Source organism: Collinsella aerofaciens (genome assembly GCF_028207065.1).
In the GTDB taxonomy this organism is placed as follows: domain Bacteria; phylum Actinomycetota; class Coriobacteriia; order Coriobacteriales; family Coriobacteriaceae; genus Collinsella; species Collinsella aerofaciens_AR.
Genome location: NZ_JAQLFP010000001.1, coordinates 40,077 through 62,114, shown reverse-complemented (window position 1 = coordinate 62,114; position 22,038 = coordinate 40,077). Strand labels below are relative to the sequence as shown.

The following is a 22,038-nucleotide window of genomic DNA, read 5'->3' as shown; positions in this document are numbered from 1 at the left end:
GGCTTTTACGCTCGAAAAGTTAATAGTGGCTAGAGCGTCTTGAGGTACTCCCTCAGCTCTTCTTCCCAGTCGGGCATGTGGAAGCCGGCGGCCTCAAGCTTGGACAGGTCGAGCGCGGAGTGGACCGGGCGCGGGGCGATGGGGCCCTCGGCCTTGGCGTAGTAGTCGGCGGTCGGTACCGGCACGACCTTCTCCCCGTTGCCGTTGGCGGCCTCGAAGACCGCGCGGGCGATGTCCGCCCAGGACCTCACGGCGCCGGAGCCGGTGCAGTTATATGTGCCGTAGGGCGCGTGCGCCCCCAGCACGTGGAAGATGGCCTCGGCCATGTCGCGGGTGAAAGTCAGGCGGCCCAGCTGGTCGTCCACGACCGTGACCTGCGTGAGCTTATCCTCGGGGTCTGCGACGCGGTCGGACAGCCCCTTCATGGTCTTGACGAAGTTGTGGCCCTCGCCGATGACCCAGCTGGAGCGCATGATGTAGTGGCGCGGGCAGCCGGCCACGGCGATGTCGCCGGCGGCCTTGCTCTGGCCGTAGACGGACAGCGGGGAGAACGGCTCGCCCTCCGTGTGGACCTCGGCGGTGCCGTCGAAGACGTAGTCGCTGGACACGTGGACGAGGGTGATCCCGTGCCCGGCGCAGGTGCGGGCGAGCAGCGCCGGCCCCGTCGCGTTGGCCTTCCATGCGGTGGCACGGCCCTCGGGGGTCTCCGCCCTGTCCACGGCCGTGTAGGCGCCGCAGTTGATCACGGTGCCGTAGAGCGACCAGTCGTACTGCGAATAGGCCTCCGGGTCGGACATGTCGAAGGTGTCGATGTCGCAGAAGTCGAAGTCCTTCGCCACGCCGCGCTCCTCGGCGAGCGCGCGCACCGCATGGCCCAGCTGGCCGTTGCAGCCGGTGACGAGGGTGCGCTTCGGCGCCATCGGGACGACGTCCTTGAGCATCGGGTGGTTGAGGTCGGCCTCGGAGACGGTGGCCTCCTCCAGCGGGATCGGCCACTCGATGGCGAGCTCGGGGTCGGCGAGGTTCACGAAGGTGTAGGTCTTCTTGAGCTCCAGCGACCAGTGGGCGTCCACCAGGTAGGTGTAGGCGGTGCCGTCCTCGAGCGCCTGGAAGCTGTTGCCCACGCCGCGCGGGACGTAGATGGCCCTGGACGGGTCGAGCGTGCAGGTGAACACCTTCCCGTAGGTGGCGCTGCCCTCGCGCAGGTCGACCCATGCGCCGAAGACCGAGCCGCGGGCCACGGAGATGAACTTGTCCCAGGGCTCCGCGTGGATGCCGCGGGTGACGCCGCGGCTGTCGTTGTAGGAGATGTTGTTCTGGACGACCTTGAGATCGGGGATGCCGAGCGCGCACATCTTGGCGCGCTGCCAGTTCTCCTTGAACCAGCCGCGCGAGTCGCCGTGGACGGCCAGGTCGACGACCTTGAGGCCCTCGATGCCGGTCTCCGCGACCTTCAGGTCCTTCTCGAATTCGATGTCAGCCATGTGGTTAATTCCAATCGTGTTGCGGGCGCCCCTCGCGGTGCCGCAGGATCATCCCCATGCCCTGCGGCGCCGCGAGGGGCGCTCGAAAAGGTAAACGTCCGGGAATCCGGGCCTACTGCCCCTGCGCCCTGTAACGGGCCTCGGTGGCCTCCTTGGCCGGTCGCCACCAGGACTCGTTGGCGACGTACCAGTCGATCGTCTGCTTGAGTCCCTCGGCGAAGTCGGTGTGGGCCGGCCTCCAGCCCAGCTCGCGCTGGAGCTTGGTGGAGTCGATGGCGTAGCGGCGGTCGTGGCCGGGGCGGTCGGCGACCCAGTCGAAGTCCTCGGGGTCGCGTCCCATGGCCTCCAGGATCATGCGCAGGACCGTGATGTTGTCCCTCTCGCCGTCGGCGCCGATGAGGTAGGTCTCCCCCGTGCGGCCCTTGGTCAGGATGTCCCAGACGGCGCTGGAGTGGTCCTCGGTGTGGATCCAGTCGCGGACGTTCTCGCCCTTCCCGTAGAGCTTGGGGCGCACGCCGTCGATGATGTTCGTGATCTGCCTGGGGATGAACTTCTCCACGTGCTGGTAGGGGCCGTAGTTGTTGGAGCAGTTGGAGATCGTTGTCCGTAGGCCGTAGGTGCGGGCCCATGCGCGCACGAGCATGTCGGAGCTGGCCTTGGTCGAGCTGTACGGGGAGCTCGGCTTGTAGGGCGTCTCCTCGGTGAACTTGGCCGGGTCGTCGAGCGCGAGGTCGCCGTAGACCTCGTCGGTGGAGACGTGGTGGTAGCGGATACCGTGCTTCCTCACGGCCTCCAGCAGGCGGAAGGTGCCCTCGACGTTGGTGCGAAGGAACGGCTCCGGGTCGGCGATGGAGTTGTCGTTGTGGCTCTCGGCGGCGTAGTGCACGATCGCGTCGTGGCCCGGGACGACCCTATCGAGCAGAGCGGCGTCGCAGATGTCGCCCACGACGAGCTCCACGCGGTCGGAGGGCAGACCGGCGATGTTCTCGGGGTTGCCGGCGTAGGTCAGCTTGTCCAGGACGGTCACGTGCACGTCGGGGTGGTTGTCGACCACGTAGTGCACGAAGTTGCTGCCGATGAAGCCGCAGCCGCCCGTGACGATGATGTTGTGGGGTTCAAAAATCTCAGACATGAAAATCCAATCTGAAGCATGTATAGCTTCTTTAGTATGCCGCAGGAAGTGACGCCGCGACACTATTCAACAAAACTATCGGACATTTCGGCATGCGATAAGAGCCATAACCTTCGCAGAATTACCTCCTGTACAAAACGCCTCCGGAATGCAGTCTTTGTCGTAGTGAAAAACCGAATCCCCAGTTATTTCACGTAAGTAATGTCCTGTTTTGGCACCGACCGGGAAATAGCATAACGATGATTCCCGCGATCTTGATAAACAGGGACGAAAGAATGGTATTTTCCGCTCGTCTTAATCTTGTAAATCTCATCCACGCTATACGGAAGATTGGGGAAATCAGCCCTTGAGATCAGCACGAAATAATTCGAGAAATACAGCACATGATGGGCAAACTCATCAGAATGGATCTCTTTTAAGCCCTCATCGACAAATACAATCGAGTCATGAACGGACGAAAGCTGGTTTCGCCAATCATAATCGGTCAGGGCGACACAGGGACAATCGCATTGCAAGGAAACGCCCGACTGCTCGCCCGTTCGCATGTAGCCTGCGACCATGTCAAACAGTGTCGTCTTACCCGTGCCGCTATCGCCACGCACAATAGTGATGTTCCGCTTGATGGTAAATGTGTACTTGGTTCCCCTGCGGCGGGAAATCTTAACGAGATGCGAACCGTTCATAAGCAGTACCTACAGATACGGAATCGACTCGTGAATCAATTCGGCCATGTTGTGAACGATTCGGCCGCTATTCACGACTTTAATTTTAAAATCCTCGCGACCAAAGTCCATCACATGATAGAGATTCACAACAAGTTTGCGGTCTTTCGCCATGTCGAGAATCCACTTGGCACAGTTGTCACCACAGGTAGAAGCGTTAAAAATTTGCTTACGATCAAATCTCATAAGCAGCAGCGTTTTCACGCCACCAGAAAGCTGGAGTGGGGAGATGGATCCAAGCACAGGGCTTTCGATGACGTTTTCGGAAACAACATCCGATCGATCAACATCTTTAATTATCGAGACTGCATAGGGATCCGTAATCCAAGAAGACCGGTAAGAGTTTTTGAAATATGTCGCTGTGTTGTAAATCGCTTCTGGCATATCGCCAAAGTAGACGCTTAACACATCCACTCCCAATCATATTGTCTTTATGGTCAACGTAATCATAACGAAAGGGGCCACCAGATAAACGGTGACCCCTAAAAGAAAACAAGCTTGCGCTAGTACTCGCGCGGGCTGTTGACGATCTCGCCGGCGGCGACCTTCTTCAGGTGCTGCCCGTAGACCGACTTGCCGTAGGCCTTGGCCGCCTCCTCCAGCTCGGCGGTCGTGATCCAGCCGTTCTCCCAGGCGATCTCCTCGGGGACCGAGACCGGCAGGTCCTGGGAGTGCTCCACGGCGCGGACGAACTCCGCGGCCTCGTGCAGGCTCTCCATGGTGCCGGTGTCGAGCCACGCGTAGCCGCGGCCGAGGGTGACGACGGACAGCGTCCCCTCCTCCAGGTACATCTGGTTGAGCGTGGTGATCTCCAGCTCGCCGCGCGCGGACGGCTTGACCTCGTGGGCCTTGGCGGCCACGTCGCCCGGATAGAAGTACAGGCCGGTGACGGCATAGGAGCTCTTGGGCTCAGCTGGCTTCTCCTCGATGGACACGGCCCTCCCCTCGCCGTCGAACTCCACGACGCCGAAGCGCTCGGGGTCGTCCACGTGGTAGCCGAAGACCGTGGCGCGGCCCGACTCGGCGTTCTGGACGGCGCGCGTCAGGTGGCGGCTGAGGCCGTTGCCGTAGAAGATGTTGTCGCCGAGCACCAGGGCGCACGGCTCGCCGGCGATGAACTCCTCGCCGATGGTGAAGGCCTGGGCCAGGCCGTCCGGCGAGGGCTGCTCGGCGTAGGTGAGGTTCACGCCGTAGCGCGAGCCGTCCCCGAGCAGGCACTCAAAGTTGGGCAGGTCGGTCGGCGTGGAGATGACCAGGATGTCCCGGATGCCCGCCAGCATGAGGGTGGACAGCGGGTAGTAGATCATGGGCTTGTCGTAGACCGGCAGCAGCTGCTTGGAGGTCACGAGCGTGAGCGGGTACAGGCGGGTGCCGGACCCGCCGGCGAGGATGATGCCTTTCATATAATCCGTCCTCTGTAATCGAAAATAGTTATAAATCAAGCGGTTAGTAAGAGTTTGATATTCTTTAAGTTAAACCTTCTCAATATTAACGAAAGAAGCAATTGATGAACAACCGCAAGGACACAACCCGTAGAGACGACATAACGAACGTGAGGGCCCTTGCAATATTCCTTGTAGTCCTAGGCCACAGCATTATTCTGTATTCAAGTGCGTGGGGATATTATCCAACTGAACAAAAATCAATTCTGTTGGATAATCTCAAATTCTTAATTAACGGAATCCAGATGCCCTTGTTCTTTTCGTTATCTGGCTTTTGTTTTTTATGGAGCTGGAATCGATCAAGCGATTTTATAAATCAGGTCATTAAAAAAGCTCAACGCTTAATTATCCCCTATATCATGATTGGAATATGTTGGCTCTTCCCCATCAGGATGCTCGTTAAGTATCCCTATTACAATGGCCTAACTGTACCGCACATCATCTTTAAATCAATTCTGTTGGGCGAAGACAACGGTCACCTTTGGTTTCTCCCGACTCTTTTTTTCATTACAGCAGCCACGTCGTGCATCTTTCAAATACTCGAAAAGAGCCCTCTAACAAGTTTTAAGGTTCCGATAGTTTTCGGCGCTTCAATTTATCTTTACCATTTTGGAATACCATCAGCGAACAGATATATCAATTTGGCAGAAGCAAATGCAATATGGTTTGCGCTTGGCCTAACAATCCACTACTTGGAAGCAAACAAATGGTTCGAGAGCTATAAAAGGCGTAAAAGCATATCAATAGTCCTAATACTATTATTCCTTGTAAACTTACTAAAACAAGTGGTGCCCCCCATTGCTTCCACCGCCCTTACTTGCATGGCGCTTGCATCAATTTATTGTGTCATCCCCCAAAAGGCAAACCTACTAACCGAAAAGATTAGCAAAAACAGTATGGGAATATATCTTTTTCATTCTCCACTGGTTTACATTTCTTTTACCTACTGGCCCAACATAGCCCCAATGGCGATGGCAGCAATTAACCTGATTGGATTTGGATCAGTCGCCTATATGTTGACGAATCTAATTCGAGCCACAAATATGGGTTGGATAATCGGAGAAACGCCAAAGGCACCACACGATAAGAAATAGGGAAAGCAATAGCCAAGGAATACAGCTAATTAAACTGTTTCTTCCATTTATCGATGCTCGTCCAGGGAAGATTAATCTCAGTTTTAACGGGATGGTTTACCCAATCAGCTAATTTATGGAGATAGCCGTCCTCGCGTTCAAGAACGGGAAGTCCCGTGTCTTCACCGATTTGGCGGGCTCGATTATCAATTGCAATAATTAGAGAGCGATGTCCTCCATTTAAACAGCGGATGCCCGCATGGAGACGCGTCCCCACATAATCAAACTCCTCGGTTTCAATTACACGATTAAGCTCTTCGGTATTGGGGCCTATGACATTAAATTGCTTCAGATCGACTATTTGATCAAGACACCAATCAACATCATGGCTTCCTTGAATCCAAATCGTTACCTTTTCGTATTCCGACGACAGCAATTCCAGCATCTTACGGTCACGTTCCGCATCGAAACAATAATCGGTAATTGACGTAACAACGTTTTTAGAACGCTTAGAGGATATCTCGAGTTGCCTAGATGGGGTTAACGACCACATGGTCGGACATGCGGTATTAAGAACATTCTCTATGCCAATAGAGTTAAGCCTCTTCTTAGTCATTTCATCTCGAACACTATGAAGATATTCATCGGATAGCAAGGTTTTATAGAACTTCTTTGTATAGGCGTCGATAGCATCGTCCACCCCAATATCAGACATGCCCACGCCGAACAAAACAACATTTCTATTATTGCCCAACCGCTTGGCAAGCGCCCATTGCTGCTGATCAGCCATATGCGTATACAGAATATTGGTGCCGCACAACAGCTTTACGTATTCAGGATACATTTCAAGCTCTTTGGAATAATAGTGCGTTGCCACATGGGGCAACGCACCGCCAAAGATTTGATCCGCGATACAGCCACAGGCATCCATGATCACATGGTCACCAGAGTTCTCGCTTCCCATAGCCGTATCCAAAAGGAGATAGCGTTCTTGCTTAACACCATCGGATTTTTCATCGTGCCTGCACGATGTCGCAGAGGCTTTAAGTAGCTGAGTCCATTGGTTAAAGCGCGCCATTAGTTTCTCCGAAATAAACGTTTGAGTAGAGCAACGTGACCGCCTTCGACGCCCGTCGAAGCAAAAGGCTGAAACGGTTCACAATAATCATCAGATAGGTTAAAAACGGCAGACACGCTGCATGCGCCACTTTCAACCGAACGAACAACAGGATGAGCGTTGCGAGAAGGCGAAAGACAGACTAGTTGGCTTAGCTCGGCGACACAAAGCGGATTCTTGCCGTCTTCCGCAAAAGAGTATATATGAATGCGAAGATAGGCCTCTTCATCATCATTTAAAAACAGCGGGACATGCCCCGCAAAAAGACCGTCCCTAGATTCAAGACTAATCCAGCGAATATCAGACTGATCAAGGGCACACCAAACTGCCGCGCGAACATCCACAGGCATCAAAGACGACTCAAAACGCACAGTCAAATCAACAGAAGAAGCTTGAATGAGCGTTTGAGACATGGCAGACGATCGCAATCGAGCATCAGCGAGATGATCGCTGAGCAAGAAGACCTTACTTAGTTCTTCGGTTTTTAGCACATTCCCGAAGGCGGACTTCCCGCTAACCAAGGATGGCTCTTCATTCAGATAACGTGTAAAGGCCTCGAAGAACATTTCATTTTCACGCTCAATCGACGTGCAGCTAAATCGATTAGGCGAATCGCATTTTGAGCCTGAAAGAGCCTCAAGAATAGAAGAAGCAATGCCGCAAGCAGAGGGCTCAGCGAGGTGGATGGTGCCCTCCGGAAAGTCGAGTAGATTATTCTCACGGTTTATTTCAATTACCGAAAGCTTCGATGCAAGCATTTCGAAAGGCAGGCGAGAGGGATTAGTCACGCTCAACGATACGCCGGCAACACACTTGGCATAAAGCGAGGCGCATTCATCAGCGGTCAAGATGCCGAGGCTGCGTACACGTGGATCACGAATGGGAGGCATTGCGTCTTCGCCGTATAAATATACGACAACTGCATCGTCGAGCTTGAGAAGCAATTTAATTGCATCAAGCAACATGCCAGACAAACGCCGATCCTTATTGGATTGATAAATAGCACAGACGGCATACTCTCTGCTTAGATTTTGTTCCTGCGCAGTATATATATCGCTAACGCCAAAATCACAATATGGGACTTCATGCGAATAATAGGGTTCAACTTTTTTAGAAAGCCATCTGCCTATTGTTATGGGGTTTAGTTCATAACGATAACTTGCTTCGGCATTTAGATACATCTCCCCCATCGGATAGAACCAAGGTTCAAAATCCTGAATGAAGTAGAACTTATGGGTGCACTTCTGCATAGATGCAAAGTGCGCCGTATTCCAAGCGGTGGCGATTACTGCAAAAAAATCCTCGGACACACTCGGAGCCACACGAACTTCTTTAGGCGAATAACCAAACCAATCCTTTATTTCGGTCTGAACTCTATGAGCACTTTTGTATGCTTCACAGCCCGGCATAATGTAAAAGTAGTTCTCATATCCGCGAGAATCTAGAAAGGAAGCCTTGCTGCAGATGGTTCGAAAGCCGCCAGAACCCTTTGCCGGCGGAGATATTATCCAGGCAATTTGTTTCATTTAAAGCACTCAAATCGCTTCGTAGTCAAAAGGATCGAACTTATATAACGCTGCGCGCTTGGGATCTCGAGAAAAGTTAACGGAGAACCATGGATCTCCCTCAGAGAAACGCTCTGACCAGTTATGCAACAATCGTGCCTTATCCTCAAAATGCTTATGAGAGCGAGATTTACTATCAAGGGATTTGTCAACACATGCCATATGGTAGAGACATGCCTCTGGTGTATAGATCACTTTTAACCCAGCTTGAGAAGACTTGAAGCAAATATCAACATCCGAATAGTCAAGAAGATACGACTCATCAAAACCACCCAGACGATTAAAATGTTCGCGTGAAATAGCTAAACAAACTCCACTCACCGCCGATACATCCCTTACGGTCAATGGCATATAGATATAGCCAGGAGAAGAGCGATGAATGCCTTGCGACAGGTTGACGATTGATTCTCCAACATAAGACAGGCCTGCCTGCTGCACAATGCCGTCAAGATCGCACGTCATTGTTCCAACGACGCCAACATCCTCTCGTTGAGAAAAACCGACGAGAGTCTTTAGCCACGAGGAGTCTAGTGCCTGAATATCGTCATGAATAAAGACGAGTTGCTCGCCACGCGCGGCGAAAGCACCGGCATTTCTCCACACAGATATATTAAAGGGGTCATCAAGCGCGTGAACGATATAGCGGCAACGAAGTCCAGAGCTCGATTGCTTAACAGCAGCTTCCGCTTCCTGCGAGCACACGAAAACGACTTCAAGATCATCAAAATCGGTGTCATTGATTGAAGATACAAGAGTCGAAAGAACCGAAGAATTGCCGCGGGTGGTAACGATTAATGAACAGGACTCAGATGAAGGAACATCATAAATGGGGCTATAACGAAAAGCACGATTATGAGAATTGACCACAGTCGCCTTGATACCGCATCTATCAAGGTGCTCCTGAACAGCTTTTATTCCAGCGAGGGTTGCATAGGGTTTACTATCGGAATTACCCGCAGTCGAATTCTCGCTTATTCTCCAGTGATACAAGATTTTAGGAACGTGATGGATCGTCCCACCAAGTTCGGCAATCTTCAGCACCATGGCATGGTCCTGGGCGCCATCCAACTCGCTGTTAGAAAGGTCAATTCTGTCTAAACATGCCCTCTTAATAGTAAGAAGGTGGCAAATATAATTATTGTCTCGAGCCATATCAAGACTAAAATCCGGCTTAAAAGTAGGATGAGCCAAGGACCCATCAGGCAATAGCTTATCTTCATCACAGTAGAGAAGATTAATATCCGAATTTTGATTTAGAGCGTGTGCATACTCAAACAAGATATTCGGTTCGAGAACATCATCATGATCGAAAAAGCAAAGGTAGTCTCCCTTGGCCATCTTGATTCCGACATTGGTGTTCTCAGTGATACCTAGATTGCCCTCAAGATCAGTCACTTTAATTCTAGAGTCTGCAGTCACGTACTCGGAAACCAAGTCGCTAAGTCCATCGTAATCTGGCGTAGAGTTAACCAGGATGAGTTCCCAATTCGAATACGTCTGAGCAATCACAGAATCAGCCATATCCCTGAAGAAATTCAAGGGAGTCTTATATAGAGGAACGATGATTGAAAACAAGGGCTGGTATGCAAGTCTTATTTGTGCTTGTGCCCGTGAATCGGATCCAGTCAATCTGCGCCCAGAAAACCAGGACAAATAACGGGGTTGATCGAATGCACACGCATGATTCCGATCAGCCTCATCCAAAAGCTCTTTAAGCATATCTTTCTTTAGATTGATAAACGTATCTAGATGACCAGAAGCCCTGTGTATGCAAATGCACAGGCTATCCCCGACCTCAGGAATATGAAGAGAGAAATTTATTAGACCAGGATTCGCATCGGCTATTAATTTATTAAATAACAAAGATTCCCCAACAACGCAGGCTTCTTCATTAAAAGCGACAATACGATCACCCTCAAGGTAATCAGTACCCGAAAGAACACCTCTAACGATTACGCCATCAACGCAGGGAATAAAGCTCTCAATTTGGATAGAAGCGAGCGCATGCACGCCAGAACGGTCAATATTGCGAAATTGTCCACAATGCTCCGCGCGCAGCAAGCCGTTAACTTTCGACTCAATCGAAAACTTGCCAGGATTGATGCGGCGCTGGTAAATTATATTATCTCCGCTAAAGAAAGACAGCGATTGGTCGACACCAAAATCGGCAAGAACAGCAACAAATTCAGTCTCTGAAATAGGAATGATTCTTGCGGGCAGAATTTGCCCATTAGGTGATTGCGACTCAACAGCATCAGGAAAAACGGATGCGGCTTCATACAGTAGATATAGCTTGCCGTCGCCACGGCAATTTAGCTTATTGTTAAATTCGGTATTAAAAACTATGCCCATATCAGCAACACTTTCCAACAACTAAAACAAACTCGCAAATCGTAGCCAAAGTAAACGGGAATACGAGGCATATCAATATGAATCGTTTGCTGTCCCCAAAGACCAAGCGACTTTGGTTAAGGATAAACGATAGGCACGGAACCAGAAGTGGCAAAAGGTAACGACTCTGGCAACCATTAACTGTCCCCAATCCAACGGGAGTAAAAGACACATAAAGTGCAGTTGCCACCAAAATCACCGTAAACAAAAACACAAATGAGGCCCATAGAAATTGTGCGAGACCAATATGATTAACGCTAATCGAATCGGCCGAAAAAAGCCCAAACAACAATAGGCAAACAGCTGGAAGCACCTGAACCAACCCACGGATTGCATTTACAGAAATCTGAGCAGCAAGCGATCCAAGGTATGCAAAGTTCAATGCATATCCAGAAGAGGTTATCGGATTTAAATAATAAGTTGAAAAATAATTGGCGAGTATTTCCGCGTAGCGCAATGGATCGGCGAGAATGAAAGCGATTTGCTGACCAGAGTTAACATCGGAGCCGCCTCGCATATCGCCAACGTTAGATCCGCCGGCCGTTGAAAACAAGAACGGAAGCGCAAATGAGGCAAAAGCAATCAAGCCCAAAACAAACACGGCGGCATAGTAATGAACTCGTTGCTTCGAGCCCGCAAAACGATTACGCGGAACCATAAAGAAAAGACCGATTATCGGAAAATACACAGCTTTGACTGCGAGTCCTAAAAAGGTAAATAAAAATGCGAGTGCTATATTGCGAACTGTAAATTCATTTAAATCACCCCATGCATACCTCAAAAAATAAGCAAAACCGAGAATGATAAACGAAATGAGCCATGCATCATATGAGAAACATGACGCAAGAAAGATCGAAGTTGGCAGCATTCCCACAAAAGCAAATAGTCCCTTTTTTGAGGGCGTAACCTTGATTGCAATGGCAATTGCAAGACAGTAACTAAATAAATTGCAAATCCGAGCGAATTGAATCATAGAAGAAAAATCGAAATGCAGAAGGCGAGCGAGCCAAAGGCCAATTGCCGATGGAATATACCCAATGCTGCTAAGCGTATAAACGAATTCTTCATGCTTGTTAACTTGCACATGACCAGAAGCGATATCAGATCTATAGGAGCCATTCAACTGCCTAGCATGCTCAAGAATTTCCGCTCGATCAAAATGGGAAAGAGAGGGCTCTTCATAGCCCTGTGCACGACGGACCGCTTCGTCAGTAAAGTTAATATCCGAATCAGTTTTTTGAGTTTCAAATAAATAAGATGTCGAAAGGGCATTGGAATAGTGAATTTGATCATCCCATGAAATACCCGTCGTTATCGGAGTGCTCACCACAAGGAAAACACCAATTGAGAATGCAGCGATAAAGAAAGCAACAGGAAGGGCAGAATTTCTCTTTCGAATGCCCGAGCAAGCCGTGAAAACCGAAGTTATGATTACCAGCAGGAAATAAACAACAGCATTAATGAACCCATTCACGAATGCAATCGTAGAGCAGCCAAAAACAATAAAGAATGCGATAATCAGCAGGGAAACGTAATCGGTAGCCTTGACCCTCGCCGAAGCAGAATGGAACAACGCTTTCAGAGAAAAGCCGCTTTGGAATAAATAGAGTATTGCGCAATAGGAAATCAGAAAAAAGAATATGAGCCGCTTTTTATTCCAGTCAGCAATATTCGAGAAATGAGAAGCCGGCGAGCCAAGAACGGTGCAGCCCTCCCAGATGACCGCCACAGCAAATGCCGTAAGCAACAGGACTAATAATTGAGCGCAGCGACCAGAACAGTTGCCACGCTTTTTTTCATCATCTGAGGAAAGGAAGATATAATATGATTGCCAAATGGCAGCATCTACAACGACGCAATAGAGCGCTAAAACGAACAGCTGTGAGACAGAGTGGTTCACATAAAAGTGCTTCATGCACAGAAGCTCGACAATAAAGAGAAGAGCAACGAAGACGGCTTTCATTATTTGCTTTTGGTTTACGCATCGAGACAACACGGGGCTAATTCACCTTTATCCAAATCAAGCTGCAAGGGCCCTCGAAGAATCGTTCCCAGTCATCTGGATGACAAGTATGGGCACCAAGCACTGTTCACAACTGTTGAAAGAAATATAAGTAGAGACATTCCCATCCGGATGATTTATACGCCAAAGCGAAACGCATAGCCTACTTTTCCTTCTCCCTACTTAACGCAACAGCCTGAACAAGCGAGTTCAAACGCTCTTCCTGTCGAGAGAGGCGAAGAGAATTGCAGAAATCACGGACCACAAGAACGGCAATAACGTAAAGGAACACGAAGTTAGAAGCCGACAGGAAACCAAATAGACTTGAAAGCCACATTGCAACTTGTGGAAAAACGCCCAAAATTACAAAACTGACGCTGAATAGCAGCCAAAACAGAGAATCCAAAACTTGCATTTGGGATTTTTTTAATTTGCGCAATACGAACACGAATACCAAAACAGCGCAAACGAGAAGCAAAATACGAAGAGAGACCGGCAAATGGATCACCTAAACCACTGAACGACAAGGAGCGTAACGAAAACACGAACCATATACTGCATAGACCTAACAGGGTTAAGATAGCTCTCGCCACCTTGACGCTCGCGCATCTTAACCTGTACCTCTGAAATAGAATACCCTTGCTTCAAAAAGAGAGCGAGAGATTCTGGTTCCGGATTTAAGGTATTGTCGTAATAGTATTTCGTAAGAATATCCCGCCCAAATAGCCTAAATCCAGACGTGGGGTCACTGATCCTCTTGCCTGTCAGAATCTTTATTAGCACCGTAATCATACGCGAGCCGATCATGCGAAGCGTCTTGTCTTTGCGCACGCTTACAAACCTAGAGCCAATGACAATATCTGATCCATCAGATTGAGCCCTATCAACAAGGACCTTTATATATTCCGGACAATGCTGGCCGTCAGCATCAAACTGAACCATATAGTCATATCCATGATCAACCGCATAACGCGCAGCCGTCTGAAACCCAACGGTCAAACCACAGTTAATGGGCATATCAATGATGTCACAACCAAGATCCTTGCAGATAGCCAGCGTTCGATCTCGAGACCCATCATTGATAACAACAAAATCAAACTCAGGTGCAATTTGCCTGAGCTCGCATATCGTCTTTTCTATGCATTCCTCCTCATTATAAGCAGGAATAGCGATAAGAGTTTTAGGTGTCATATACACATAAACCGATCTCTAGTTTTTCTCATTATTATAGCGAGAGATATACAAATGGTTAAATAGACACAACGAATGGTGCACCCTTGATTATCAACCCTTGATTATCAACTTCATCCGAACACCTCCCACATTCATCCGCACATGTGCGGATGAATGTGGGAACCCGATACCCTGAGGGCCGAACCGGTTGGCCCCGGGGACTCGAAGGACGGCATGTCCGGAAAGAAGAAAAAGGGTTCCGAGAAGGCGACCCCGAGTATCTACGGCAGGCGCTCACCAGACACGAAAGGGACACGGTCCAGAAGATGCTGGAGCTGGACGCCCGCGCGCCTCCAGGGCGATGCTCGGCGGCGATGCGGAGGCGCTGCTAGACGCCTACAGCCTGGAGGACGTGCCCATCGGAAGACTCGACCTGACGCCGAGCCTCATCGAGAGGGCACGCGCAGAGAGGCGCGACGCCCCGCTGGCCTAGCCCAAAGGCAAAACGGAAGAGGCGGACCGACCGTCCGGCTGAGTCTGGAAAGAGGTGCCAGACTGAGGGCGGAGAATGGCCCCCGGACCTATCGAACACATATCCACCGTTCCTTCAACTGGGGAAACGGCGCCCCCGGGGTCCATGGGGGCCGCGGGGGCGTTCGGCTAACCGCGGGTACGGACTATCTGCGCAGTGTGTTCGGCTGAGATCGGAAATCAACCACGAATGGTGCACACGGCATCGAGAACCCCGCAACAAACCTAGCCCTAGATTTCAAAGCTAGCAATCTTCCGAGTGTCAAACGGCATGGTTACGCCATGTCTCTCTAAGCGTAGGTGCACAACTACGAGGTTTTCTCAAATGTTTTAATTGTAACCACACGCGCCATATTAATGACATTCATTAAATACGACTTAGAGCAAAATGGGATTTGAAGCAATTGGGAAATACCTTTTGCTCGATTACCAGAATGAATATTTCTCAACCCATTATTAAATAATGCATTTGCCTTTAGATAGTTCTCAGCTCGTCGCCGATCGAACCGCTCGGCGACGATTGTATCAATCTTATCGACATCCAGTGATCGGCCCTCTTTGAAAGCTGAACGTAAACACTGAGAAACAACGAACTGTTTATACAAATTGCTACGCGAAATGCTATTAACAGTCATTCTGTATCGAATGAGCGGCTCTGGAACATTTCCAATAGTGAACCCTTCCAGCTCGGCACGCAACAGTAAGTCATAATCTTCTGCTAGCGGAACAGACCGATACCCCATTTCAAATACAGACCTTCTTCCAAACCAACTCGGATGAGGTACGCAATTTCTAATCATAAGAGAACGCCTAACGCCTTCACTCGAACTTGGAATTGAATCAACGAGATATAATTGACTACCGTCTTCGTCAATGGCGTTCAAATAAGAACCCACTAGGTCAAGCTCATGTTCTTCAAGATACGACAACTGCCGTTCAATGCGCTGCGCCTCAGAAATGTCATCTGAGTCCATTCGGCAGATATACTGACCGCGTGAGACCTTGAACGCCCTTTCCAAAGATGCAGCAAGACCAAGATTGCGTTCATTTCTCACGAGGCAAATCCTACTGTCATGAGAGCTATAGTTTTGAGCAATATCGTAAAGTGTGTTGTCATCTGGATTATCAAAAACAACAACCACCTCGATTCGATGATAGGTCTGCTTTAAAATAGACGCTAGTGCCTCAGTAAAATCTTTGGCGCTCTCCCTATAACAAGGCATGAGCACTGAAACCAACTGTGAATCTGTCAACTAAAACCTCCAACACCGCTGCGGGAGCAAACGCTAATGAAAACTACCGATAGTTTAATAGTCCTTCATGTGGCATATATTACAAGTGATTTCGCTTCTGGCGTGTCTACAGTGGTGCCTCAATACCTAAATGAGCAGTCAGAAATAAAGGACATGAATATAGCTCTATTAAATCTTACAAACTACAGACCTAAAGATGCGAAATATCCCGTCTTCTATCAGTCATGCATAGAAAAACTTCCTGAACCGTTTTGCAATCCGTCACTCGTAATATTTCATGAGATATATAGGCCAGATCACATTAAACTAAGCCATTGGCTCAGAAGACGTGCGATCCCATACATCATCACACCACATGGGTCTCTAACATATGTGGCGCAAGAACAGCATCATTTAGCTAAACAATTGCTTAATGTTTTCTTCTATAACGCCTTTATTCGCAATGCTGATTGTATCCATTTTCTATCGGAAAAAGAGGCGATGAGTTCAAACGGCTTTAAACATAGGAAAGCAAGCATTATTCCAAATGGTGTTAGCATCCCAAAAGCCAAAGCCTCAAACTTAGACAGCCGCATCGCGCTTTTTATTGGCCGCCTAGATATAGAGGTCAAAGGTCTTGATCTACTGATCAAAAGTCTGCCACTAATTGCTGATGAGCTAAGAGGACTCGGAGCAAAAATCTACATCTACGGTCCAGACGAAGATGGGTCTATGGCCAAACTGGAACTACTTATTGCCGACAATCAAGTATCCGATATTGTTTTATTAAATGGTCCAGTTAATGGTCAATCTAAAGCGGACGCTTTTCTCCAATCGCAGTTTTATATCCAACTTTCACGCACTGAAGGTTTCCCGACGTCTGTTTTGGAAGCACTAGCATATGGCCTCCCAATTATTGTTACCGAGGGAACCACATGGAAAGAAACAGCGAACAATAAAGGAATTGGAATCGGTGTAGAATCTGATCTCGAAGCCATTTCTAAAGCAATTCTCACGCTGTTCAATGACGATGAACTTCGTTGTAAACTTGCAACTGCAGCTAGAAAGTATGCAATTGAACACTTTCAATGGAAGGCCATTGCCAAGCGTCAATTTATTTTATACAGGGACATTGTAAACGGGCTTTCTAACTAACCATCTTGTTCTTCCAATACGGAAAGGGACTAAATGCTGTTTTCAATTATTATCCCTGCATATAATGCGGCATCCAGTTTGCCGGAAACGCTATCATCCATCTACCAACAAACATATGACGGCTATGAAATTATCCTCATTAATGATGGATCAGCAGACGCTACTGAAAGTGTCTGCAAAGTGTTTTGTGAATCTCACAACAATACTCATTACGTTAGACAAAATAATATGGGCGTATATGAGGCCAGGCGAAAAGGCGCGGAGATAAGCGCCGGAGATTACCTGGTCTTTGTTGATGCGGATGATTCTTTGCGCTTCGATACCCTATCTATTCTTGCTCGCGAAATCGATAAGTGCAATCCAGACATAATCTGTTTCAGCTATACAAGAAACCCAGACTATTCAAACGATCCGTTTATCAATCCCGCCCTTCCGTCTGGCATCTATGAAGGTGACGATCTCGACGAAGTCAAAAAATGTTTGGCGCGAGGGAAACTCAATTCAATTTGGGGAAAGGCAATCAAAAGAAACTGTCTGATTGACGATTTAAGCAATACCGATACAAAGAGAATCGATTTTGCAGAAGATTTTCTGCAAATGATACCCATAGTCGATTCAGCCAGATCGGTTTTACAAATAAGTGATGCGCTGTATTATTACAATTGTCAAAACGGACAAAGTGCAACACACAGCTATAAGGAAAAACAGCTTTCAGATTTAACCTTCGTCACCTCAAGCCTAGTGAAAATCGCCGCTCGTTGGGGAGAAGAAACAGAAAGGCTGGCATGGAAAACAAGAACGGAACAGTATCTTTATCTCCTATCGATCAACGAGCTCAGTGACAATAATGAGACCAAAAAACGTAACTTTGTTTCAATTTCAGAGGCCTTATTTAATCCCTCAATTAAAGCTGATGTCCCTTGCAGCACCTACAGACCTGACAGCTATTTACTGTTCCTTGCGGCAAAGAATAAGCACTATTTGTTATCTCGAGTAGTAATACGCTGTTGTGAACAGCTAAAACTATTGATACTGAAAATCTTGAGCTAATCGCCCTGTTGTCATCGCTCATTTTTCCTGGCACCGAGTAGTAAAACCAACCGACTTAGCCTTCGATAATCAAATGTCAGGCAAGCCGGTTGGTCATAAAAGTAATGAAAGAACATTAGGCTATTCTGCTTAACAAGCGTCACAGATTATCGCTTGATAAATGCAGATATGCTCGTCTTTTCGGATTCGTTTAGCCCAAACATCAAAACCAAGAAGAAATAGATAAAGAAATAAATTATTGCTGACACCAAAACCACCACAAGGCCAGATAAAAGGCTTTTAATTAGGTTATAGAGCAGCAGCAAAGCCCCCGTACCGGCAATAACCAAGACGGAAAGTTTGGCAATTTCAAGCCAAAATTTCTTTATGTTCAACCCAAGCTTTTCAGAATAATACCAATTCATACAGAAACCGTTACCTATAACCATAGCGATGGCTGTTGAAACTGCTGCGCCCACTATGCCCATAAGCTTGAGCAATATAATCGTCACGACCACGTTGACAAGCGCAATCGCAAGATACATATACCCCCTATACAGGTAAACATTCGCAACCTGCATTATGGTAAGTCCCAGGTTCTGAATTAAGTCAATGGTAAATGGAACCATTACGATCAAGGCGATATAGAAAGCGTCTATATAGTCCTTACCAGCCCAAATAATGATGAAATCTTTCCCCAGAACAATAAATAAACTAAGAACAAATCCGCAGACGATAAAGGAAATGCGACCGACTTTAATGAAGAGATCCGAAATTTCAGACATATCCTTATTCTGGCAATACAGTTCTGAAACTCGAGGAAGAAAAACTGATGAGGCTGCCGTACCGATTGTCATATAAATCGTGTAGATTTGAGATCCGACAGAATATACCGCAACGGCGGCAGCACCAAAATAATAGCCGACAATTAATTGATCGGTTTTCCAGAAAATCTGGTCAGCAATCGTCACCAATACAATCGCGCCGCTAAAAAATAGCAATCCTTTAGCCAGTTTCATGTCCCAGCCATGATATCTGAAACTAATGTGCAGATTATATTTAGCAAACAAACGCTGACTCACCGCGCACAACACATTTGTAACAAGCACGACTAAACATACGGCTAATGCATTCTTAAAAATTGTCGTAAGTCCATACACTATGAAAGGCTGAGCTATTAGGGCGGCCAATTGCGAGCCCTTCAAAAAAACGAACCTTTCATTAGCAGTTATCGCCGCAACGCTAATAGTGTTGTTCATGATAACAATTGTGTTGATCCCTAATACAACAAGCATTGCGGAACACTCATCAAGCTGTGAGTTTGTAAAACTGGCTGAATATACAAACCGAACAACCACGGCGAGAACGCAACTTATTAGCATCACGAACACAGATAGGACCCAGTACAGACGCCTAGCTATTGCGAGAGTATTCTCCATTAAGTCATTTTTGCCCTCTGCCATATACTTGCAATAAAAACGCCCAACACCGGCAGACAAAATCCCATTAATGGAAACTATATAAGACATGATAGAGCCTATCAATTGATAGAGTCCATATTCGTCTTGTCCAATGTTTTGCAACAACATCGGAACATATACAAAGCCGACTAAAGCCTGAGCCAGTATATAACCATATGTAATTATTATGCCAGTAAGTCTTCTGCTTGCGCTACTTATCAGAATCACCGTTTCACAATTAGTTGCTTCAAATACCATTCAGAAATTAAAGCACTATTTAATCAGAACAACCGATTGCCGAACCTCTCCTTTGTTCGCATTGTTAAAACAGGGTCCGATTAAATTCCCAGGCAGAATTTGATGCCACATTTTATTGTCATGCGGATTATCTCCCCAGAAGAACCCAATATGACAGTCGATTGATCCGTCAGTCTTAAAGAAGATAATATCTCCCTTTTGAGCATAACCACTATTTAGCATATCTTGGACAGTACGGAACTCATACATTTTGCATCCCAAATCTCGAGCATAGCCATACCATCTCCAAGCGTTAATATAGCCGCCACCGCCTGGCCCCCCAGCCCAAGGAGAGTGATTATTATTCTGCGCAATACGATTGACATCGCCACCAACCGCAGCATAAGCATGGGCCACGAAGCCAGTGCAATTCATGCCAGTATAGCCATCCCATCTCGGGGCACCTTTTGGGTAAAGGCAACTATCATAGGAGAAGCCACCGGAATATCTCGTTCCTAAATAATAGCCATCAAATTGATGCGTCGTAAGCCAAGTGACGAGTCCAATACGACTAACCCCCAAAACCGTTGAGCTGCCAAATGGGCTGTAGTAAATCTGAGTCGACTTCGACTGGAGAGTGCCATCAGGAAGCAAGACATCGCAGTAAAGATCGTAATAACCATCTTGCAATCCAAGTGCAGAGGGATTGAAATAAGCGTCATTCACACTGGAAAATTCTTTTAGAACACCCCATTTACTCCAGTCGGACTTGGCCCAAACAAATTTAAACTGAAATTGTCCAGATTTTTCAGCTGCAAGCGTTCCCAAATCAGCTCGAACTCCCCAAGAATTATTGCCATCAGTCGAAATTGCAGTAATCCTCGAGAAATCCCAACAGCTAATGATTGTTCTTTTTTTTTGGACAACTCCATCTGACCCCGAAACGTCACAGATCAATTCATAGTCTCCGGCGTCTTTTGGAGCCCATTGCAAGTGTGAACTTGTGCCCTGTTGAGCAACGCCCCAGTCAGCCCAATTATTCTTATTCCAGACGAACTTATACTGTAAGTAATTAGTATCACCCGAGCATCTAGCATCGATCTCAGTGCTTTCATTAGGCCTGACAAGCGTTGCAGAAGAACTCAGGGACTCGTAATTCCACTTCTCGGAGCCAATCGAGCATTCAGTCTTCGAGGTCATCGTCTGATCGTTGGCCTCATCAATAACATCAACAAAAACGGTGACAGCGCCAGATTTATCGACTCTCCAGTCAATTGAGGATTTACCTCTGCCGGAGTCAATCACACCCCATTCAGCCCAGTTGTTCCGCATCCAAACATATTTGTATGAAATCTGATTATTCTTTCGGATGGTAATCCGAGGTGTAATTGAAAGCGTATCCCCTACGCACAAATTGGATGAATCAGATTTCAAATCTATTGAAGTGAAGTTAGATAGATTTCTCTCCACCCTGACGGGGAACCTCCAGGTCCTCACGTTGCCGGCCGAATCGACGGCGTCGACCAAGATGTTGACGTCGCCGGCGACCTCCGGCACCCAATCGCAGGAGGCCTCGGGCCCGAGCTGGCGGATGGTGCCCCACCTGGACCAGCCGCCCTGCTCCCAGACGAACTTATAGCGGACCGAGCCCGAGTTGCCGGACGCGGCCAGGCCGAGCGAGCAGCGGTCGCCCAGGAGAGGAGACCCTCCATCGGACGCCTTTGCCGAGAGGCCGTCGACAGAGTAGTCCTCTGAGATGCGAACGGGGAGTCTTGACGTCGACGTGAGCCCGCCGACCGTGACGTCGGCATAGAGAGTATAGGAGCCGGAAGACGGGGGCGTCCAGGTACAGGCGGCGGACTCAGATGCTGCCTGGATGACGCCCCACTTGGACCATGAGCCCCGTTCCCAAAGGAATTTAATCTTTGCGCCGGGAGCCGCGGCGGCGGAGATATCGACCTTCATTCCGCCGCTCCACTCGAGCGTATCCCCGCCGCTCACGGAAAGGCGACAGGCATCCACCCTGACGGGGAACCTCCAGGTCCTCACGTTGCCGGCCGAATCGACGGCGTCGACCAAGATGTTGACGTCGCCGGCGACCTCCGGCACCCAATCGCAGGAGGCCTCGGGCCCGAGCTGGCGGATGGTGCCCCACCTGGACCAGCCGCCCTGCTCCCAGACGAACTTATAGCGGACCGAGCCCGAGTTGCCGGACGCGGCCAGGCCGAGCGAGCAGCGGTCGCCCAGGAGAGGAGACCCTCCATCGGACGCCTTTGCCGAGAGGCCGTCGACG

General features: G+C 48.6%; 17 protein-coding genes. 3 read left to right on the top strand and 14 right to left on the bottom strand.

Annotation, left to right across the window (positions count from 1 at the left end; all coding sequences use genetic code 11):
- Positions 1-29 precede the first annotated feature (29 nt).
- From PMX72_RS00265 to rfbA, 5 genes are all read right to left on the bottom strand, one after another.
- Entirely contained in the window at positions 30-1,484 is a 1,455-nt protein-coding gene (locus PMX72_RS00265; protein WP_271729039.1) for a sugar nucleotide-binding protein, read from the bottom strand.
- A gap of 112 nt (positions 1,485-1,596) precedes the next feature.
- Positions 1,597-2,616 (bottom strand): dTDP-glucose 4,6-dehydratase, encoded by a 1,020-nt coding sequence (rfbB, locus tag PMX72_RS00260; protein WP_271746108.1) that lies wholly within the window; start codon positions 2,614-2,616, stop codon positions 1,597-1,599.
- A 185-nt stretch (positions 2,617-2,801) separates the two neighbouring features.
- Positions 2,802-3,299, bottom strand: a complete 498-nt coding sequence (locus PMX72_RS00255) for a hypothetical protein (protein ID WP_271729793.1) — start codon at positions 3,297-3,299, stop codon at positions 2,802-2,804.
- Between the two features lie 9 nt (positions 3,300-3,308).
- On the bottom strand, positions 3,309-3,746 hold the full coding sequence (locus tag PMX72_RS00250) for a DUF4869 domain-containing protein (protein WP_117767274.1): 438 nt from the start codon (positions 3,744-3,746) through the stop codon (positions 3,309-3,311).
- Between the two features lie 95 nt (positions 3,747-3,841).
- On the bottom strand, positions 3,842-4,741 hold the full coding sequence (gene rfbA, locus PMX72_RS00245; protein ID WP_271729794.1) for a glucose-1-phosphate thymidylyltransferase RfbA: 900 nt from the start codon (positions 4,739-4,741) through the stop codon (positions 3,842-3,844).
- Positions 4,742-4,845: 104 nt separating this feature from the next.
- Between rfbA and PMX72_RS00240 the strand changes: the two genes are divergently transcribed.
- Positions 4,846-5,874 (top strand): acyltransferase family protein, encoded by a 1,029-nt coding sequence (locus tag PMX72_RS00240; protein ID WP_271729795.1) that lies wholly within the window; start codon positions 4,846-4,848, stop codon positions 5,872-5,874.
- 25 nt (positions 5,875-5,899) lie between these two features.
- On the opposite strand, the gene PMX72_RS00235 is transcribed toward PMX72_RS00240, so the two are convergent.
- From PMX72_RS00235 to PMX72_RS00205, 7 genes are all read right to left on the bottom strand, one after another.
- Positions 5,900-6,931 (bottom strand): polysaccharide pyruvyl transferase family protein, encoded by a 1,032-nt coding sequence (locus tag PMX72_RS00235; protein WP_117758307.1) that lies wholly within the window; start codon positions 6,929-6,931, stop codon positions 5,900-5,902.
- Complete coding sequence (locus tag PMX72_RS00230; protein ID WP_271729796.1) at positions 6,931-8,496, bottom strand: rhamnosyltransferase WsaF family glycosyltransferase; 1,566 nt, start codon at positions 8,494-8,496, stop codon at positions 6,931-6,933. The genes PMX72_RS00235 and PMX72_RS00230 overlap by 1 nt, the downstream gene beginning before the upstream one ends.
- A 9-nt stretch (positions 8,497-8,505) precedes the next feature.
- Complete coding sequence (locus PMX72_RS00225) at positions 8,506-10,887, bottom strand: glycosyltransferase family 2 protein (protein ID WP_271729797.1); 2,382 nt, start codon at positions 10,885-10,887, stop codon at positions 8,506-8,508.
- 1 nt (position 10,888) lies between these two features.
- On the bottom strand, positions 10,889-12,889 hold the full coding sequence (locus tag PMX72_RS00220) for a DUF2142 domain-containing protein (RefSeq protein WP_271729798.1): 2,001 nt from the start codon (positions 12,887-12,889) through the stop codon (positions 10,889-10,891).
- A gap of 202 nt (positions 12,890-13,091) precedes the next feature.
- Entirely contained in the window at positions 13,092-13,427 is a 336-nt protein-coding gene (locus PMX72_RS00215) for a DUF2304 domain-containing protein (protein WP_117758311.1), read from the bottom strand.
- A 5-nt stretch (positions 13,428-13,432) separates the two neighbouring features.
- The gene (locus tag PMX72_RS00210) at positions 13,433-14,119 is read right to left on the bottom strand and encodes a glycosyltransferase family 2 protein (RefSeq protein WP_117758312.1); all 687 of its coding nucleotides are present in this window, start codon (positions 14,117-14,119) and stop codon (positions 13,433-13,435) included.
- 821 nt (positions 14,120-14,940) lie between these two features.
- Positions 14,941-15,885, bottom strand: coding sequence for a glycosyltransferase family 2 protein (locus tag PMX72_RS00205; RefSeq protein ID WP_117758313.1), 945 nt, complete (start codon positions 15,883-15,885; stop codon positions 14,941-14,943).
- A gap of 36 nt (positions 15,886-15,921) precedes the next feature.
- Between PMX72_RS00205 and PMX72_RS00200 the strand changes: the two genes are divergently transcribed.
- Both PMX72_RS00200 and PMX72_RS00195 read left to right on the top strand, forming a co-directional pair.
- A complete protein-coding gene (locus PMX72_RS00200; protein ID WP_117758314.1) occupies positions 15,922-17,019 on the top strand; it encodes a glycosyltransferase in 1,098 nt (365 codons plus the stop codon).
- A gap of 33 nt (positions 17,020-17,052) precedes the next feature.
- Positions 17,053-18,069, top strand: a complete 1,017-nt coding sequence (locus PMX72_RS00195; RefSeq protein ID WP_117758315.1) for a glycosyltransferase family 2 protein — start codon at positions 17,053-17,055, stop codon at positions 18,067-18,069.
- 146 nt (positions 18,070-18,215) lie between these two features.
- Here PMX72_RS00195 and PMX72_RS00190 read toward each other — a convergent pair whose 3' ends face one another.
- Positions 18,216-19,766, bottom strand: a complete 1,551-nt coding sequence (locus PMX72_RS00190) for an oligosaccharide flippase family protein (RefSeq protein ID WP_117758316.1) — start codon at positions 19,764-19,766, stop codon at positions 18,216-18,218.
- 15 nt (positions 19,767-19,781) lie between these two features.
- Positions 19,782-22,038 (bottom strand): NlpC/P60 family protein (locus PMX72_RS00185; protein ID WP_271746107.1); only part of this gene is annotated, 2,257 nt, incomplete at its 5' end.

Coding starts and splice junctions, on each gene's coding strand:
- PMX72_RS00265 (WP_271729039.1), bottom strand. CDS start 1,484: ATGGCTGACATCGAATTCGAGAAGGACCTGAAGGTCGCGGAGACCGGC.
- rfbB (WP_271746108.1), bottom strand. CDS start 2,616: ATGTCTGAGATTTTTGAACCCCACAACATCATCGTCACGGGCGGCTGC.
- PMX72_RS00255 (WP_271729793.1), bottom strand. CDS start 3,299: ATGAACGGTTCGCATCTCGTTAAGATTTCCCGCCGCAGGGGAACCAAG.
- rfbA (WP_271729794.1), bottom strand. CDS start 4,741: ATGAAAGGCATCATCCTCGCCGGCGGGTCCGGCACCCGCCTGTACCCG.
- PMX72_RS00240 (WP_271729795.1), top strand. CDS start 4,846: ATGAACAACCGCAAGGACACAACCCGTAGAGACGACATAACGAACGTG.
- PMX72_RS00235 (WP_117758307.1), bottom strand. CDS start 6,931: ATGGCGCGCTTTAACCAATGGACTCAGCTACTTAAAGCCTCTGCGACA.
- PMX72_RS00230 (WP_271729796.1), bottom strand. CDS start 8,496: ATGAAACAAATTGCCTGGATAATATCTCCGCCGGCAAAGGGTTCTGGC.
- PMX72_RS00225 (WP_271729797.1), bottom strand. CDS start 10,887: ATGGGCATAGTTTTTAATACCGAATTTAACAATAAGCTAAATTGCCGT.
- PMX72_RS00220 (WP_271729798.1), bottom strand. CDS start 12,889: ATGAAAGCCGTCTTCGTTGCTCTTCTCTTTATTGTCGAGCTTCTGTGC.
- PMX72_RS00210 (WP_117758312.1), bottom strand. CDS start 14,119: ATGACACCTAAAACTCTTATCGCTATTCCTGCTTATAATGAGGAGGAA.
- PMX72_RS00200 (WP_117758314.1), top strand. CDS start 15,922: ATGAAAACTACCGATAGTTTAATAGTCCTTCATGTGGCATATATTACA.
- PMX72_RS00195 (WP_117758315.1), top strand. CDS start 17,053: ATGCTGTTTTCAATTATTATCCCTGCATATAATGCGGCATCCAGTTTG.
- PMX72_RS00190 (WP_117758316.1), bottom strand. CDS start 19,766: ATGGTATTTGAAGCAACTAATTGTGAAACGGTGATTCTGATAAGTAGC.